We start from the raw sequence: 16727 nt of genomic DNA, 5'->3' as shown, positions 1-16727 counted from the left end.
GCTCCAGTTCGAATCTGCCGGCGGGGAGGGGGTCAGCGCATCGAGGCGACGAGGCTCGCCGGGCGCAGGTCGGTCCAGTGCGTCTCGACGTACTCGAGGCAGGCGGCGCGGGTGTCTTCGCCGTGCACGGTCCGCCAGCCGGCCGGGACGTCCACAGTGGACGGCCAGAGCGAGTGCTGGTTCTCGGCGTTGACAAGGACCAGGAAGGTGCCGTTCTCGTCTTCGAAGGGGTTGCTCATGACTTCTTCTCCTCTGTGAGTGCGGCCCGGCCGAGTGCCGGGGTGGCGACGAGCAGGGCGAACGCGACGAGCGCGACCGCGGCGTGGGCGAACATGGTGAGCGGGACGCCGAGCGTCTCGACCAGCAGGCCGATCAGGAGGTTGCCGATCGGGGTGGCGGCCAGGGTGAACAGCGCGAGGATCGACATGACCCGGCCGCGCATCTCCGGCGCTGACCACCGCTGGGCCAGTGACACCAGGACCAGCGCGGTGAGCCCGGCGACCAGGCCGAGTGCGAAGAACGCGGCGATGCTGACGGCCAGGGACCCGGTGGCGAGCAGGGCCAGGCAGCCGACCTGGGCGCCGAGCCCGCACGTCGCCAGCAGCCCGGCGCGTTCGCGGGGCGGCCACTTGACGGAGACGATGAAGGCCAGTGACGCGCCGAGCGTCATCGCGGTGAGCAGCCAGCCGGCGCCTTTCTGGCCGCCGAGCAGGACGAGCCCGAGGTTGATCGGCCCGGCGCCACTGAGCTCGAGCAGGCCGGTGACGATCATGGCGGTGCGCAGCGCGGGCCGGACGGCGACGTAGCGGCAGCCTTCACCGACGTCCTTGAGGAGCTGCTTGACCTTGACGCGTTCGCGGGGCTGCGCCGGGGCGAGGGTCTTGGTGTTCCCGGCGGCGACGGCGGAGACGAGGAAGCTGACCCCGTTGACAACGGCGACGGTGACGAGCCCGCCGAGCCCGGCCAGCCACGACCCGAGCGCCCCACCGGCGGCCTGCCCGCCACGGACGGCGGCGAGGTAGACGGCATTGCCTCGCACGAGGTGCTCGGGCGGCAGCAGGTTGGGCCGCAGCGCATCGGAGGCCGGGATGAAGAAGGCACTCGCGACGGCCATGACAACGATCAGCCCGGTCAGCAGCGGCAGCGAAGGCCCGGCGAACAGCACACAGACGGCCCCGGTGACCATGGCTCCGGCCCGCACCAGATCGGTGGTGATCAGCACCCGCCGAGGTCCGGTCCGATCGGCGACCGCGCCCCCGACCAGCAGGGTCAGCACCTTGGGCAGCGACCCGAGCGCGAGCACAAGCCCCGCGACCGCAGGCCCGGCGGCCCCGACCAGGGTGACGGAGAGAGCGATCAGCCAGACGGCATCCCCGAAGGAGGACAACCCCATGGCGAGCACGAGCCCAAGAAAAGGAGCAGGCAGCGCAGCCCGCGACTGCTGCGGCTCGACAACGGCGGTCATGCCAGACCCCCGCTCGGTGCCAGGGGTCGTGAGTGGTTAGTAGGGTTAGAACCCGACTTACCACTCACGACAAGCCGCGGCAGACCCGCAAACCGGGCGCTCACGACAACACCTGCTCACGGACCTGGGTCGCCTCGTCCGGGAACCACACGTCATCCCGGGTCAGCGCGTCCGCGCGGTACTGGCCCAGCGCGCTCACCAGCAGCCGCAGTTCCAGCGCCAAAGCCTCGACGAACCGGACCAGGCCCTCACGCGGGTCGGTGTCCACCGCCAGCAGCGCTGCCCGGCCGAGACCCGCCGCGCGGGCGCCCAGGGCCAGGACCTTCGCCACCCGGGTGCCCTCCCACATTCGGCCGGACGTCAGCAGACAACCGGCCGGCGCGCCGATCCGCGACAGGCACTCGGCCAGAGGAAGTCCGACGCCGAGGAACGCCGTCGGCGCCCAGCCCGTGCCGCCCTCCGCGCCGTCCACCGTCACCGCGTCGGCGCCGGCCGCCCAGGCGACCGTGGCCGCCGAGGCGACGTCACGTCCGGGGAGCAGCTTCACCCACACGCCGGCGCGCGGGAAGTTGTTGCGCATCAAGCGGATCTGCTGACGCAGGATCTCCGGGGTGAACGTCCCGGGGCTGCTGCTGCGCAGCACACCGTCGCCCAGCGTGAGGTCCACTGTGTACTGCTCGGCGAGCCGGTCCGCCGCCGCCGCGTCGACCAGGGTCATTCCGCCGAGGCCGGGCTTCGCGCCCTGGCCCACCTTCAGCTCGAACGCCAGCCGCCCCGAGTCCAGCAGCGGCGCCGCCGACGGGTCCGAATACACCAGGTTCCAGACTTCGGCGTCGGCGTCTTCCGTGCTCTGCTGCACGACGACGCCGCCGAGACCGTCCGGGACCGCGTCGCCGTAGGCCCGCAGGCGCTCCAGCAGCGTGCCCGCCGCGGCGCCGCCCGTGCGGCCGTGGCCGTGGACCGGGACGACGTTCTCGCCGACCACCATCGGGATGCCGAGCCGCGCGGCCTGCGCACTCGCCGCCGCGCCGAGCCCGGCGCCCGCCACCTGCGTCGACCCGAACGCCGAGAGGTACAGCGGCAGCGCCGAGGCGAACCCGCCGATGACGGTGTCCAGCTCGACGTCGCCGTAGAGCGGCTCGCGGCCCAGCTCGATCAGCTTCTCCAGCCGTCGCGGCATGAACACCGGCGGCACCAGCCGAGCCGACTCCAAAGAATCACCCGAAACGCCCGCGGAGAAACCGAACAACGTCGTCCCGTACTCGGCCGCGGGCGGGAACACCGCCTCGGCACCCAGCCGGGCGCGCGCCCGGACGTCGTCCTCGGGGAAGCCCCCGGCGTGCAGCGCGGTCACGGGGACACCACGCCCGGCAGCTTCGGGAACGCCGTGGCCTGCCACACCGCGTCGAGGCCGGCGACGTAGCGGGTGAACCGCTGGATGCCCAAGCCGAACCCGGCGCTGCCCGGGATGCCTTCGCGGACGAGGTCGAGGTACCAGGCGTACTTGGCCGGGTTCTCCCCCGTCTCGCGCATCCGCGTGACGATCCGGCCGTACTCGTGCTCGCGCTCGCTGCCGCTGCACAGCTCGCCGTAGCCCTCCGGCGCGATCAGGTCGAAGTTGCGCAGGATCCCCGGCTCCGACGTGGATTCGCGGTCGTAGAACCCGCGCGAGCCCTTGGGGTAGTCGACGAGGAAGAACGGCCGGGCGTGCTTCTCCGACAGGATCGCCTCGCCCGCCCAGTCGATCTCGGCGTCGGCGCTCTGCGGGTGCCCGAGCTCGCGCAGGGTCTCGACGGCGGTCGTGTGCGACAGCCGGCCGAACGCGCCGCCGAGCAGGTCGGCGAACGCGCCCGAGTCGCGGCCGAGGGCTTCCAGCACGTCGCCGGCGTCGTCGACGACCCGGCGCACCACGTGGGCGACGAGGTCCTGCAGCAGGTCGAGGACATCGTCGCGGGACGCGCCGGAGACCTCGACGTCGAGCTGGTGGAACTCGGCGAGGTGGCGGCTGGTGCTGGCCGTCTCCAGCGGTTCGAGCCGGACGTTCGGGGCGACGTAGAAGATCTTGTCGAAGCCCAGCAGCGAGGCCTGCTTGTAGAGGATCGCGCTGGTCATCAGCTTGTAGCGGTGGCCGTAGTAGTCGATGTCCACCTGCTTCGCGCCGCGGCCGCCCGGGTCGGTGACCGGCCCGATGACCGGGGGCAGCAGCTCGACGAAGCCGCGGCCGCCGAGGAACGCGCGGGCCTCGGTGAGCATCCGGTGCTGCAGCCGCAGCACGTGCTTGGTCGTGTCCGAGGTCAGGTGCGTCCGCGGGTCCGGCGGCACGGCGGAATCGGTGTACTCCATGGCGATTTCACTCCCAGCTGGTCGGCAGAGGTGGTTCAGGCGCGGGCGGGTTCGGTGCTCGGGCCCGGCAGGACGGGATCGAGCCGCCGCCGGTGGTAGGACAGGTCGGCGAGCATCCGGGTCGCGCTGACCCGGTCGCGGCTGCGGCGGCCGCCGAGCGCGGCGGGCAGCGGCATCCGCCCGGTGTGCCACCACTGCAGGCGGCCTTCGTCGTCGAGCACGCAGCGGGTTTCGTTGCCGTTGTCGGGGTGCAGGCAGTACGGGACGTCGAGCAGGCCGCGTTCGAACGCCGCCGGCAGCGCCTCGGCGATCGTCGGGGCCAGCGAGCGCACCTCGTCGACGAGCAGGCGGGCCTGCAGGTAGACCTCGGTGTCCCCGGACGGCGGCCGGCCGGGCGCGGGCTGGTCGAGGGCGGTGGCGTGGGCCAGCCGCAGCGCGTCGACGTTCTCCTCGACGGTCGGGATCCGGTGGGCCTCGGCGGTGGTCTTGACGATCAGCCGCTCGGTGCCGGTGCGCACGGCCAGCCGCACGCTCTCGGCCAGCAGCTCCCGTGCCCCGGCGGGGGTTTCCGGGAACAGGCCCATGTAGGTGTAGAGGACGATATGGAAGTCCACGCCTGCCAGTTCTTCGGCGCACAGCCGCCGCATCGCCCACAGCGCTTCGGCGTCCTGGTCGGGGCTGGTCTGCTGGGCGTAGCTGGCGGACACGCTGCGGACGCCGTGTTCGGCGAAGAACAGGCACTCCAGCACCGAAAGCGCCACGAGCAGTCCGGGCGGGCACAGCTGCCCGAGCATGCAGCCGCCGAAGCTCTCCAGGTGGCAGAGCACGCCGCGGTCGGCCTGGGCCGCGAGCAGCGTCGCCGACCGGGACCAGGACGCCGTCGCGGTGCGCAGCGGCACGCTGCTGTAGGGCAGGCAGTAGGACACCGGGCCGCCTTCGGAGGCGTCCAGGCCGGCTTCGAGCATCGCGGCGAAGATGTCCTCGGGCTGCGGCGAACCGTGGCGCACCTGGACCGGGAACCGCGGGCCGAAGAGCCCGTCGAGCAGTTCGGTGGTGACGCCGGTGCCGAGCGCGACGAGCGGGTAGCCGTTGAGCTGGACGCCGGATTCGAGCGACATCGCGGCGAGGTCGTGCTGCCCGGTGCGGGTGTAGCTGTCGAGCGTCACGGTGCCGACGGCCGGCACCCCGGCCCCGGCGACCGCGTGCAGCCCGCGGCGCATCATGGCGGGGTCCGAGAACCCCATCCGCGGCTGGACGAGCAGCGTCCGGCTGCGGCGGTGCTCGGCCACGAAGCTGCTGAACACCGACCGGGCAGCGCTCACCGCAACGTCCGGACGTTCGCGGCGACGAACTCGCGGAAGGACTCGATGGCCTGGCCGGAGTCGCCGGCGCCGACGTGGAACACCGCGTCGTAGCCCAGGGCCAGCAGTTCGGCCCGCAGCTCGCTGTTGGCGTCGCCGCGGACGCCGAGCTTGCCGCCGATGACGGCGGGCAGCCCGGTCAGCTCGGGGTCGGCGCGCAGGGCGGAGATCACCCGGGCGCCGTCGACGTGGCCGTGGCCGTTGATGGTGCTGATCACCAGGCAGTCCGGCCGCTCGTCGCGGCAGGCGGCCAGCAGCCGCTCGACCGGGACGCAGGCGCCGAGGTTGAGCACCTCGTGGCCCATCTCCTCCATGATCAGCTGGAGGGCGACGAGGTTCCACATGTGCGAGTCGGACTGGACGCTGGAGAGGACGAACTTGAGCGGTCGCCGTCCGGCCACGCCGGGCCGGTCGGGGTGCTGCTCGATCTGGAAGGTGGTCATCGTGCGCTCGCTCCCTTGAGTTCGGGGAACGTCCGCGGCGCGGCGGGGTGCGGCCACGAACTTCTCGAGACGAATAGTCATCGCCGGCGGCCCGGCGCACATGGGTGCCGCGTCCCCGCATTCCGGCGGCGCCGCGAACCCCCATGACCGCCTCGCGCGTGGGCGTCGCACTCGCGCGCGCGAGTGCGGAACCCGGTGCGCCGGGGTGACCCACGTGGGTGGTGTACCGCGTCCGTTCGGGGCTTGTTGCCGCTTCACGCCCCCATGCGGCCCGCCCGCCGAACGGCGCAACCGCCACGTCCGTCCGGCCCAATCAGGGGTTCCGTGACCAGGCGTTTTCCCGGCGGTGCCCCTATGAGCCCCCAGTACGCCCCCATACGGCGCCGGAATGCGGGCGTAGCACCCCCATGTAACCCCGGTCACCCGCTGGCATGCTCGATCTCGTGATTCCCCCGCAGCCGAACCCGGCGACGACGACGCTTCCGCCCACCTGGTGGGCGGCGGGCCTGACCCCGCGTGAGCGGCGGTCCGACGGCCTCCGCCCCGCGTGGGTGGACTTCGCCGAGACCGCGCTCGCTTCGGCGGCACCGGCCGCGCCGGTGTCCGGCCCGACCTGGCGCACGGCGTTCGCGTCCGTGTTCCACCCGTTCGTCGGCGCGGTCCGCGCCGCGATCGCCGACGCCGCAGCGGGTGCGCCCGCCGTCGACGTCGTCTCGGTCGCGGACGGCTGTGCCGCGCAGCTGGGCCACCAGCTCGCCGGGCTCGCCGCCCGCACGCTGGTGCTGGAGCTGGGCCGGGCCCGCCGCGCGGGCCGGCTCGCCGGGGAGACCGGGGAAGAACGTTTCGCCGACTTCGTCCGCCAGGCCGGCACCACCGCCGGGCTCACGGATCTGCTGCACCGCTACCCGGTGCTCGCGCGGCTCGCCGCGCAGGCCGGGCTGTACGCGATCGAGTCGGCCACGGAGCTGCTCGGCCGGTACGCCACCGACCGCGACGCGCTGGCCGGGCTCATCGGCACCGCCGCCCTCGGCCGGCTGGCCGAGATCACCGGCGGCACCGGTGACGCGCACCAGCGCGGCCGCTCGGTGCGCGAACTGCGCTTCGACGGTGGCGACCGGGTCGTCTACAAGCCGCGGCCGCTGGGCCTGCACGCGGCGTTCACCGATGTCGTCGCCTGGCTCAACCCGCGTGTCCCCGGCCTGGAGCTGGAGACCGTCGACGTCCTGGTCCGGCCCGGGTACGGCTGGCTGCGGTTCGTCGAGCACCGGCCGTGCGCGGACCTGACCGAGGTCGACCGCTTCTACCGCCGCCAGGGCGTGCTGCTGGCTCTGCTGCACGCGCTCGACGGCACCGACGTGCACTTCGAGAACATCATCGCGGCCGGTGACCAGCCGGTGCTGATCGACATCGAGACGCTGTTCCAGCCCCTGCTGGCCGCGGAAGAGGCGAACGCGGATCCGGCGTCGACGCTGCTGGCCCGCTCGGTGCACCGCACGATGCTGCTGCCGCAGATGATCGTCGGCGAGCACGGCGCGGTCGACATCTCCGGCCTCGGCGGCGGCCGCGTCACCACCCCGGCGCTCGAGCGCGTCGACTGGCTGGAGCCGGGCACCGACCGGATGCGGCTGGCCCGCGTCCCCGGCGGCCCCGGCGCCGGCGTCAACCGGCCCACCCTCGGCGGGGTCGACGTCGAACCCGCCGAACACGGTGCCGCGCTGCTGGCCGGGTTCCGCGCCGGCTACGACACCATCGCCGACGGCGCGGCCGAGCTGGCTTCCCTGCTGGAGCGCTGCGCGGCACACAAGATCCGCGTCCTTGTCCGCCCGACCAGCTTCTACGCCCGGATGCTCGACGAGACGACGCACCCGTCGCTGCTGGCCGACGCGGCCGAGCGCGACGAGGCGTTCGCGCTGCTGCACGACGACAGCACCGACGAAGTCCGCCGTGGCCTGATCGCCGCCGAGCTCACCGACCTGTGGGCCGGTGACGTCCCGATGTTCAGCGGCGAGCCCGGCTCGGCCGACCTGTGGGACGCCGAAGGCAAGCGGCTGCCCGACATGCTGAGCGCGACGCCGCTGGCGTCGGTGCTGGCGAAGATCGCCGGGATGACCACGATCGACCGCCGTGACCAGGAGTGGCTGATCTCCGCCGCGCTGGCCACCCGCCCGGCCGAGGAGACCCACGCCGGCACCGGCGTCACCGACGGCGTCCTGCCGAGCAAGAGCCCCGAGCCCGCGCACCTGCTCTCGGCCGCGTGCGGCATCGCCGACGCCATCATCGCCCGCGCGTCCTCGGGCGGCGGCCGGGTCAACTGGGTCGGGCTGGAGCTGGTCGACGAGAAGTACTGGGCCGTGCTGCCGATGGGCGCCGGGCTCGGCGAGGGCTACACCGGCGTCGCGCTGTTCCTGGCCCAGCTCGCGGAGCTGACCGGCATCGACCGCTACCACGACCTGGCCGGGAAAGCCCTGGCCGGACTGCCGTGGCTGGTCTCGGAACTGGAAGCCGACCCGGAGCTCGCGGAGGCGGCCGGCTGCGGCGGCCTGCTCGGGCTCGGCGGTGTCGCCTACGCGCTGGCCCGGCTCGCGCGGCTGCTCGCCCGGCCCGACCTGCTGGACCTGGCCGCCCGGACCGTCGCCGTGATGCCGGGCGCGACGCCGGCGACGTCACCGCGGTTCACCACCGGTCTCGCCGGTGGCCTGGTCGCGCTGCGGTCGGTCGCCGCCCAGACCGGGCTCGCGAGCGCGGCCCTGCTGGCCGACGCCTACGCCACCGAGCTCGCCGGCCGCTCCATCGACCCCGACCTGGCCGACCCCGGGTTCGCGCACGGCGCGGCCGGCGTCGACTGGGCCCTGCTCGGGCACCCGCGTGAGACGGCGACCCTGCCGCCCGCGACCGCGGCGACCGGGCACGGCTGGTGCTCCGGCCTGGCCGGGCAGGTCCTCGCCTACGCCGGTGACCCGGGCGTTCTCGGTGGTCTCGACGAGCAGGTCCGGCGCCTGGCCGCCCAGGACCCGCTGCGCGACCTGAGCCTGTGCCACGGCGAAACCGGCATCACCGACGTGCTCGGCGTCCTGGCCGAGAACGGCCACGCCGGGGCCGCCGCCGCAGTGGAGCGCCGGACCGGGCAGCTGCTGACCGCCGTCGAACAGGACGGCGCGCGCTGCGGCACCCCGGACGCCGTGCCTTCGCCGGGCCTGCTGACCGGCCTGGCCGGGATCGGCTACGGCCTGCTGCGCCTGGGCTTCGGCCCGCGCGTCCCGTCCGCGCTGCTCCTGCAACCCCCGACTCGCTGACCGCCCCGCCCCACCTGCACGAGGAGAACCGCACGATGCCCGAAATCACCGCCGAGACCGTCGAAGCCACCGTCGGCGCCCTGGTGCTCCCGCGCGCGAACCGCGCCGGCGCGCGCAACCAGGCGCTGGCCGGGGCGCGGCCCCGGTTGTCCGGGATCACAGTGGAGACGCTCGGTGATCCCACCGTCGTCACCAACGGCACTTTCGCCCTCTGACCGTCCGTCCTTCCCGCACCGCCAGTACTACCGAGAGTGGAGACACCCGCATGACCGAGCACGACACCGCCGCCATCGACAACCCGATCGGCGACTTGACCCTCCCGTCGTCGGCCCGCACCGGCGCCCGCAACCACGCACTGTCGGGACGGGCCCCGAGGGCTTCGATGAATTCGCTCACCACGTTCGACGTCACGGTCGTCACCGGGGGTTTCACCGAATAGTGAGACACCGGCCCGCCGGTATTTCGACGGGCATCCGGAAGTGATCCGTCCGGCTATAGTCCCCGCTCATGGGCATCCGTTCGACGCGCCTCATCGGGCGGGACAGGGAGCTCGGCGCACTGTCCCAGGCTCTGGAGAAGGCCCGCACCGACCACGGTGGGGCCTTCTTCCTTGTCGGCGAAGGCGGGATCGGGAAGTCCCGGCTCGCCGCGGACGTCGCCGCGCGGGCGCTGGCGACCGGGATGCCGGTGCTGCGCGGGCGGGCCAGCTCGATCGGGCCGATGGTGCCGTTCCGGCCGCTAGCCGAAGCCCTGCTGTCGCACTTCCGCGGCGGGCACCCGCCCGCCGCGCCGGAGCTCGACCCGCTGGTGCCGGTGCTGGCCCGGCTCGTGCCGGACTGGTACCGCGGTGACCGCCCGCACGACAACGGCTCGCTGATGGTGCTGGCCGAGGCCGTGTTCCGGCTGCTGTCGGTCGCCGGGCGCGCCGAGGGCTGCCTGATCGTGCTGGAGGACCTGCACAACGCCGACGCCGAGACGTTGTTCATCGTCGAGTACCTGGTGGACAACCTCGCGTCGGGCAAGGTGATGCTGATCGGCACCCTGCGCAACGAGCCCGGCGAGGCGCTGCGGCTGGCCACGGCGGCGTCGCAACGGTCGTCGAGCCGCACCTTCGAGCTGACCCGGCTGGACGCCGCCCGCACGCGCGAGTTCGCGGCGGCGTGCCTGGAGACCGAGCCGGACGCGGTCCCGGCCGCCGTCGCGAACCTGCTGTGGCAGAACAGCGAAGGCGTCCCGTTCGTCGTCGAGGAGCTGCTGCACGGGATGCTCGGCGATGGCTTGCTCGTGGGCGGGCCGGGCGGCTGGCAGGTGGTCGGCGAGCTGCAGGCCCGGGTGCCCGAGGCGTTGATCAGCAGCATCGCCGCCCGGGTCGACGCGCTCGGTTCGGACGGCGAGACGCTGCTGTCGGTGGCCGCGGTGCTCGGGCGGCGGTTCCCGCTGTCGGTGGTGCAGGCGGTGACCGACATGGACGACCGGATGCTGCACAACCACATCAGCGCGAGCGTCGCCGCGCACCTCGTCACCACCGACGAGACCACGCCCGGCTGGTACGCCTTCCGGCACCCGCTCACCGCCGAGGCCCTGCTGTCGCGGCTGGTGCCCTCGACGAAGGCGAACCTGGCGCGCAAGGCCGCCGACGCCGTCGAGCTGCTGCACCCGGGCCTGCCCGGGGAGCTGTGCGCGCTGGCCGCGTCGCTGCGGCTGACCGCGATGGACCACCCCGGCGCCGGCCGGCTGTTCGCCGAAGCCGGCCGCCGCGCGCGTGACGGCGGGGCCGCCGACACCGCCGTGACCATGCTGACCCGCGCCGTCGAGCTGCTGGCCGCGGCGGGGACCGAGGACCGGGCCGACGCGCTGGAGGCGTTGCTGCACGCGCTCGGGCAGACCGGGCAGTTCGACCGGGCCGTGGAGTTCTCCGCGCGCTTCGCCGAGCTGGGCCGCCTGGAGCGGGCGGTCGACCTGCACATCCAGCTGGCCTGGGCGGCCTACATCGCCGGGCGGCACGACGAGTGCCTCAACCAGATCGAGCAGGCCCGTGCCCCGCTGGGCGACGAGATGGCCGAGGAGCAGCGGGCGGCCGTCGACGCCGTCGAAGCGACGCTGTGGCTCGACGTCCCCGGCCCGGCCCACACCGAACGCGCCCGGAAGCTCGCCGACCAGGCGTGGCAGGTCGCCGAACGCGCCGGGGTGCCGTTCGTGTCGTGCCAGGCGCTGCAGGTGCTCGGCATGGTGGCGCTGGAGACCGATCTCGCGGAGGCCGAGCGCTACCTGCAGCTGGCGCGGCGGCTCGCGGAGCGCCACCAGCTGACGCACCTGCGGACCCAGGTGCTGGTCCGCCTCGGCGGGCACCGGATGCTGGCCGAGGGCGACGTCCGGACGTTCGACCTGGCCCGCGCGGAAGCCCAGCGGACCGGGGCGATCACGCTGACCTGCGCGGTCGACGCGAGCCGCGCGGTGCACGCGGTGATGCGCGGCGAGTTCGAGCACGCGGACCGGATCCTGGCCGAGAACCTCGCCGTCCTCGGGCGGCTGCGGCTGGTCGCGCTGCTGCAGTACACGCACATGACGCGCGCGATGGTCGCCGCGCACCAGGCGGACCGGGCGCGGATGGAGCTGGCGCTGGACGACTTCCGCGCCGAAGGCGGCGGGACGGCGCAGGAGATGGTGCTCAGCGTCGGGCTGGCCCAGGTGTTCTGCTCGCTGCTGGAGGAGGACGCCGACCGCGCGCGCCGGGAGCTGGCGCAGGTGATGGCGCTGGAGGAGCGGCAGCCGAGCCGCTTCCACCTGGCGGGCCAGCACGGCCTGCGGCTGCTGGTCGAAGCCCTCGACGGGATCGAGACGGAGCCGGGTGAGCCGCGGGCGGCGGTGAGCGGGATGCGCTGGAACCGCCAGTTCGTCCTGCTGGGCGAGGCGGTCCGGCACGGCCGCGCGGGCGAGGCGGACCTGGCCGACGCGGCCCTGGCGAAGGCGGTGGACGCGGCGGCGTTGTTCCCGGTCAGCCGGCACCTGGGCCTGCGCATGGTGGCGGAGTCCGCCGCGGCCGACGGCTGGGGCGACCCGGTGACGTGGCTGAAGGAGGCCGAGGAGTACTTCCACCAGGCGGGCATCTCGGCGGTGGCGAGCGCGTGCCGGGGCCTGCTGCGCAAGATCGGCGCCCCGGTGGGCCAGCGCCGCGAGGGCACCGACCGCCTCCCGGCCGACCTGCGTTCGGCCGGGGTGACGGTCCGCGAGTACGAGGTGCTGCAGCTGCTGGCGGACAACATGGGCAACAAGGACATCGCCCGCCGGCTGCACATCTCGCCACGCACGGTGGAGAAGCACGTGGCGAGTCTGATGGCGAAGTCGAACCTGCAGAACCGCACGGCCTTGACGGAGTACGCGTCGCGGTCGAGGTAGTCCTCAGCCGCCGTGGGTGGAGTCGCTCTGGTAGGTCGTGTACGTGTACGGGTTGTCCAGGACCTTCGTCTGCGGGACGTCCGGGTTCATGCCCTGGCGCCAGGCTTCCTCGCCCAGTTGTGCGCGCAGGTAGTCCACTGTGGACTCCACTTCGCGGCGGACCGCCGGCAGGTCGACGCCCACCAGGGCGCCGTCGCGTTTCACGATGCGGCCGTCGACCAGGACCGTGTGGACGTCGGCGCGCTGGGCCTGGAACGCCACGTGGCCGTACGGGTTCAGCAGCGGGAACGACACCGGCGACGCGTCGTTCTTCAACAGCACCACGTCCGCCTTCTTGCCGACCTCGAGGCTGCCCAGATCGGCCGAGCGCCCCAGGGCCGTCGCGCCGCCGCGGGTGGCCCACTCCACGACCTGCTCGGCGCGCAACGCCGCGTGCGTCACGGTTTCGCCCAGCTTGTGGGCCTCCAGGTGCTCGCGGGAGCGGTCCGCGCCGAGGGTCGAGCGCATCGCCGAGAACAGGTCGCCGCTCCACCAGACCGACGTGTCCATCGACAGCGACACCGGGATGCCGTACGCGCGCAGCGCCCAGGTGGGCGGGTAGCCCTGGCCCGCGCTCTGCTCGCTCTCGGTCGACACCGACACCGAGCCGCCGGTGGCCGCGATGCGGTGGTAGGAGTCGGCCGAGAGGGACGCGCTGTGGACGTAGACCGTCTCCGGCGTCATGAAGCCGTTCTCGTACATCAGCCGGATGCCGTCGTCGCCGGTCGCGCCCCAGACGCCCGCGTGGGTCGTCACCGGCACGCCCAGCTCGCGCGCCACCTCGAAGGCGGCCTTCTCCGGGAACGCCGGGTCGCCGGTGACGTCGAAGGCGAGCTGGAAGCCCAGGTCGCCGCCGGTGCGGCGGGTGACGAAGTCGCGGAACTCCGGCGTGCCCGTCCAGGTGGCCGGGGAGTCCTGGATGTTGCCGTAGGCCAGCACGAACCGGCCGGGCACGGATTCGAGCGCGTCGGCCGCGGCGTCGGCGTGCTGGGTGGTCTGCAGGCCGTGGGACCAGTCCACAGTGGTCGTGACGCCCGCTTCGAGCGCTTCCCACGCGCCGAGCAGGTTGCCCGCGTGGATGTCTTCGGGGCGGAACACCTTGCCCCACTCCAGGTAGTACCAGACGAAGTACTGGGTGAGCGTCCAGTCGGCGCCGTAGCCGCGCATGGCCGTCTGCCACATGTGGCGGTGGGTGTCGATCATGCCCGGCATGACGATCCCGTCGGTCGCGTCGATCTCGACGGCTCCCGGCGGGGCTTCCAGCGCGGGGCCGATCGCGGCGATCCGGTCGCCGGTGACCAGGACGTCGGCGCCGGTGAGGACCCGGCGGGTGTCGTCGAGGGTCAGGACCGTGCCGCCGCGCAGGAGGACCGGCCGGCCGTCGGTGGGCTGCGTCATCGCTGCCTCGTTCTCCACGCACTTCTGCGTACACTCGTCCGCTGGACGGACATGGGGTGGGCGCAGTCACTTTTGCCCAGTGCCGCGCCGGTGTCAATCCCCGCCGCTACGCTGCCGGTGAGGGTTACCGCAGAGGGAGGTCGCGCATGCCACGCGAGGGAACCGGTCCCGACTTCATCGAGGCGCTCGCCCGCGGGCTCGAGGTGATCACGGCGTTCCGCCCGCACCAGCAGGCCATGACGCTGGCCGAGGTGGCCACGGCCACGAGCCTGGCCCGCCCGACCGCGCGGCGGATCCTGCTGACCCTCGAAGAGCTCGGGTACGTCCGTTCCGACGGCCGCGGCTTCGCCCTGACGCCCCGGGTGCTCGACCTCGGCGTCGCCTACGTGCGCTCGGCGGGCCTGTGGGACGTCGCCCGCCCGCACCTGGAACGCCTGGTCGCGCGCACGAACGAGTCGTGCTCGATCGCCCAGCTCGACGGCTCCGACATCGTCTACGTGGCCCGCGTGGCCGTGCCGAAGATCGTCGGGCTCAGCGTCCAGATCGGCACGCGGTTCCCGGCGCTGCCGACGTCGCTGGGCAAGGTGCAGCTCGCCGCCCTGCCCCTCGACGCGCTGGAGGCCGTGCTGGCCGAGCCGACCCGCTCCGGGCTGGTCGCGCGCTGGCAGCCGGACCGGGCCGAGCGCGACGCCGAGCTGCGCGAGGTCCGGGCCCGCGGCTGGGCGCTCACCGACGAGCAGCTCACGCTGGGCATCCGCTCGGTCGCCGCGCCGCTGCGGGACGGCTCCGGCCGGGTGATCGCCGGCGTCAACGTCAACTGCCACGCCGCCGAGACGTCCGTCGAGCGGCTGCTGGAGCACCACCTGCCGCTGCTGCTGCAGACCGCCGGGGACATCAGCGCCGACTTCGCCCGGCTCGCCGACGTCCCGCACGTGACGGTCCCGGCGTCTTGACCGCCGTGAGCCACTCCCCCAAACTGAGCGGACATACGTCCGACTGACGGACACGAAGGTGAGGTTCGGGTGGACAACAGCGCCGCCGGTCCGTTGACCGGGCTGCTGGTCGCGGACTTCTCCCGGGTGCTCGCCGGGCCGTACGCCACGATGCTGCTGGCCGACCTGGGCGCCGAGGTCGTCAAGGTCGAAGGCCCGCAGGGTGACGAGACCCGCACGTGGATGCCACCGGTGCGCGGCGACGTCTCCACCTACTACCTCGGCATCAACCGCGGGAAGCGCTCCATCGCCCTGGACCTGCGCGACGAGGCCGACGCGGTGGTCGCCCGCGAGCTGGCGGCCCGCGCGGACATCCTGATCGAGAACTTCAAGCCGGGCGGGCTGGCCAAGTACGGCCTCGACTACGCGAGCGTGCAAGCCGCCAACCCGGGATCGGTGTACGCGTCGATCAGCGGGTTCGGCTCGGGCGAGGGCCGGCACGTGCCCGGCTACGACCTGATGGTGCAGGCGATCTCCGGGCTGATGAGCCTCACCGGCGACCCGGACGGCCCGCCCTACCGCGCCGGGATCTCGGTGTTCGACGTGATGGCCGGCAACCACGCCGTGATCGGCATCCTGGCCGCGCTGCGCCACCGCGACGCGACCGGCGAAGGCCAGCACGTCGAGGTCAACCTGCTGTCCTCGGCGCTGACCGGCCTGGTCAACCACAGTTCCGCCTACGCCGCCGGGGGCGTGGTGCCGTACCGGATGGGCAACGCCCACCCGAGCGTCTTCCCGTACGAGCCGCTGCCCACCGCGGACAACGACCTGATCGTCGCCGCGGCCAACGACGGCCAGTTCCGCCGGCTCTGCGAAGTCCTCGACCTGCCCGACGTCCCGGACGACCCGCGCTTCGCCCGCAACGCCGACCGCACGAAGAACCGCGAAGAGCTCCGGCCGCTGCTCATCGAGCGGCTCGCCACCCGCGGCGCGGTCGAGTGGTTCGAAGCCTTGACGAAGGTCGGCGTGCCGTGCGGGCCGATCAACACCATCGACGGCGGTTTCGCGATGGCCGAACGCTTCGGCCTCGACCCGATCGTCGAAGTCGGCGACGGTGACCGCGCGGTGCCGACCACCCGCCACCCGATCCGCTTCTCCGCCACCCCCGCCGCCTACCGGCTGCCGCCGCCGGAGCTGGACGAGCACGGCGCCGAACTGCGGGAATGGCTGACGAGTCCCCGGGAGGACGACGATGGCTGACCTGCCGGCGTACGAGACGGCGCTCGGCGCGTCGAGCCGCGACAAGATCACCCTGCTCGGCCAGGACCTCGCCCGGGACGTGATGGGCGAGGTCGGCTTCGGCGAGCTGGCGTTCTGGCTCGCCACGCAACGACGTCCGAGCAAGAGCGAGACGCGCGTCTTCGAAGCGGTCCTGGCCGCGCTCGCCGACCACGGCTTCACTCCGACCGCGATCGTCACCCGGCTGACCTACCTCTCGGCCCCCGACTCGATCCAGGGCGCGCTCGCCGCGGGCCTGCTCGGCGGCGGGTCGCGCTTCCTCGGCGTCACCGAGGACTGCGGCCGGTTCCTCCACGACGTCCTCGGCACCGTCGACAACCCGCCAGCCGACGATGCCGGGTGGGACGCACTCGCGTCGACGACCGTCGAAAGCATGCGCGCACAACGGAAGTTCGTGCCCGGGCTCGGGCACCACGTGCACAAGGACGGCGACCCGCGCACCGCGCGGCTGTTCGAGATCGCCGCCGAAGAAGGCCTGCGCGGCCCGCACCTGGAGCTGTTCGCGGCGATCGGCCGCGTGCACCCCCAGGTGCTGGGCAAGACGCTGCCGCTCAACGGCGCGGGCGTCTGCGGCGCGGCGCTGGCCGACCTGGGCCTGCCGCTGGAGCTGCTGCGCGGGTTCGCGTTGCTGGCCCGCACCGCCGGGTTGATCGGGCAGCTCGCCGAGGAGTTGCGCCATCCCGTCGCGAACGACATCTTCCTGTCGGTGGACCTGAACAACCGGTCCGTCGCCCCGGATCCGGAAGTCTGAGAGGAAC

14 protein-coding genes are annotated in these 16727 nt (G+C 73.3%); 7 read left to right on the top strand and 7 right to left on the bottom strand.

Annotation, left to right across the window (positions count from 1 at the left end; translation table 11 throughout):
* Window positions 1–32 precede the first annotated feature (32 nt).
* From OHS58_RS12710 to OHS58_RS12685, 6 genes are all read right to left on the bottom strand, one after another.
* Entirely contained in the window at window positions 33–239 is a 207-nt protein-coding gene (locus OHS58_RS12710) for an MbtH family protein (RefSeq protein ID WP_247051842.1), read from the bottom strand.
* Window positions 236–1465, bottom strand: a complete 1230-nt coding sequence (locus OHS58_RS12705; RefSeq protein WP_328648338.1) for an MFS transporter — start codon at window positions 1463–1465, stop codon at window positions 236–238. Before OHS58_RS12705 ends, OHS58_RS12710 begins: the two co-directional genes overlap by 4 nt.
* A 100-nt stretch (window positions 1466–1565) precedes the next feature.
* Complete coding sequence (locus OHS58_RS12700; RefSeq protein ID WP_328648337.1) at window positions 1566–2819, bottom strand: glutamate synthase-related protein; 1254 nt, start codon at window positions 2817–2819, stop codon at window positions 1566–1568.
* Complete coding sequence (locus OHS58_RS12695; RefSeq protein ID WP_328648336.1) at window positions 2816–3808, bottom strand: asparagine synthetase A; 993 nt, start codon at window positions 3806–3808, stop codon at window positions 2816–2818. The genes OHS58_RS12700 and OHS58_RS12695 overlap by 4 nt, the downstream gene beginning before the upstream one ends.
* 35 nt (window positions 3809–3843) lie before the next feature.
* Complete coding sequence (locus OHS58_RS12690) at window positions 3844–5130, bottom strand: methylaspartate mutase (RefSeq protein ID WP_328648335.1); 1287 nt, start codon at window positions 5128–5130, stop codon at window positions 3844–3846.
* Entirely contained in the window at window positions 5127–5612 is a 486-nt protein-coding gene (locus OHS58_RS12685; RefSeq protein ID WP_247051847.1) for a cobalamin B12-binding domain-containing protein, read from the bottom strand. The genes OHS58_RS12690 and OHS58_RS12685 overlap by 4 nt, the downstream gene beginning before the upstream one ends.
* A 443-nt stretch (window positions 5613–6055) precedes the next feature.
* Between OHS58_RS12685 and OHS58_RS12680 the strand changes: the two genes are divergently transcribed.
* From OHS58_RS12680 to OHS58_RS12665, 4 genes are all read left to right on the top strand, one after another.
* Window positions 6056–8905, top strand: coding sequence for a type 2 lanthipeptide synthetase LanM family protein (locus OHS58_RS12680; protein WP_328648334.1), 2850 nt, complete (start codon window positions 6056–6058; stop codon window positions 8903–8905).
* 35 nt (window positions 8906–8940) lie between these two features.
* Window positions 8941–9120, top strand: coding sequence for a hypothetical protein (locus OHS58_RS12675; RefSeq protein ID WP_328648333.1), 180 nt, complete (start codon window positions 8941–8943; stop codon window positions 9118–9120).
* Between the two features lie 50 nt (window positions 9121–9170).
* Window positions 9171–9344 carry a hypothetical protein gene (locus tag OHS58_RS12670; protein ID WP_326949672.1) on the top strand — a complete coding sequence of 58 codons (174 nt, stop codon included), beginning with the start codon at window positions 9171–9173 and terminating at the stop codon, window positions 9342–9344.
* 68 nt (window positions 9345–9412) lie between these two features.
* Window positions 9413–12301: a helix-turn-helix transcriptional regulator gene (locus OHS58_RS12665; RefSeq protein ID WP_326949673.1), complete on the top strand. Its 2889-nt coding sequence runs from the start codon at window positions 9413–9415 to the stop codon at window positions 12299–12301.
* 3 nt (window positions 12302–12304) lie between these two features.
* Here the strand turns inward: OHS58_RS12665 and OHS58_RS12660 are convergent, their stop codons facing one another.
* On the bottom strand, window positions 12305–13738 hold the full coding sequence (locus tag OHS58_RS12660) for an amidohydrolase family protein (protein ID WP_328648332.1): 1434 nt from the start codon (window positions 13736–13738) through the stop codon (window positions 12305–12307).
* 146 nt (window positions 13739–13884) lie between these two features.
* Here OHS58_RS12660 and OHS58_RS12655 point away from each other — a divergent pair, with 146 nt between their 5' ends.
* From OHS58_RS12655 to OHS58_RS12645, 3 genes are all read left to right on the top strand, one after another.
* Window positions 13885–14691: an IclR family transcriptional regulator domain-containing protein gene (locus OHS58_RS12655; protein WP_326949675.1), complete on the top strand. Its 807-nt coding sequence runs from the start codon at window positions 13885–13887 to the stop codon at window positions 14689–14691.
* Window positions 14692–14760: 69 nt separating this feature from the next.
* A complete protein-coding gene (locus OHS58_RS12650; RefSeq protein WP_328648331.1) occupies window positions 14761–15930 on the top strand; it encodes a CaiB/BaiF CoA transferase family protein in 1170 nt (389 codons plus the stop codon).
* The gene (locus OHS58_RS12645; protein ID WP_328648330.1) at window positions 15923–16720 is read left to right on the top strand and encodes a citryl-CoA lyase; all 798 of its coding nucleotides are present in this window, start codon (window positions 15923–15925) and stop codon (window positions 16718–16720) included. Before OHS58_RS12650 ends, OHS58_RS12645 begins: the two co-directional genes overlap by 8 nt.
* Window positions 16721–16727 lie beyond the last annotated feature (7 nt).

Origin of the sequence: Amycolatopsis sp. NBC_00348, from assembly GCF_036114655.1 — a bacterium.
Classification (GTDB): Bacteria; Actinomycetota; Actinomycetes; order Mycobacteriales; family Pseudonocardiaceae; genus Amycolatopsis.
This window is presented reverse-complemented; position numbering and strand designations above follow the sequence as displayed.

Bases quoted from the DNA above. Each gene is read 5' to 3' on its own strand.
- OHS58_RS12710 (WP_247051842.1), bottom strand. From the start codon at position 239: ATGAGCAACCCCTTCGAAGACGAGAACGGCACCTTCCTGGTCCTTGTC.
- OHS58_RS12705 (WP_328648338.1), bottom strand. From the start codon at position 1,465: ATGACCGCCGTTGTCGAGCCGCAGCAGTCGCGGGCTGCGCTGCCTGCT.
- OHS58_RS12695 (WP_328648336.1), bottom strand. From the start codon at position 3,808: ATGGAGTACACCGATTCCGCCGTGCCGCCGGACCCGCGGACGCACCTG.
- OHS58_RS12685 (WP_247051847.1), bottom strand. From the start codon at position 5,612: ATGACCACCTTCCAGATCGAGCAGCACCCCGACCGGCCCGGCGTGGCC.
- OHS58_RS12675 (WP_328648333.1), top strand. From the start codon at position 8,941: ATGCCCGAAATCACCGCCGAGACCGTCGAAGCCACCGTCGGCGCCCTG.
- OHS58_RS12670 (WP_326949672.1), top strand. From the start codon at position 9,171: ATGACCGAGCACGACACCGCCGCCATCGACAACCCGATCGGCGACTTG.
- OHS58_RS12665 (WP_326949673.1), top strand. From the start codon at position 9,413: ATGGGCATCCGTTCGACGCGCCTCATCGGGCGGGACAGGGAGCTCGGC.
- OHS58_RS12660 (WP_328648332.1), bottom strand. From the start codon at position 13,738: ATGACGCAGCCCACCGACGGCCGGCCGGTCCTCCTGCGCGGCGGCACG.
- OHS58_RS12655 (WP_326949675.1), top strand. From the start codon at position 13,885: ATGCCACGCGAGGGAACCGGTCCCGACTTCATCGAGGCGCTCGCCCGC.
- OHS58_RS12645 (WP_328648330.1), top strand. From the start codon at position 15,923: ATGGCTGACCTGCCGGCGTACGAGACGGCGCTCGGCGCGTCGAGCCGC.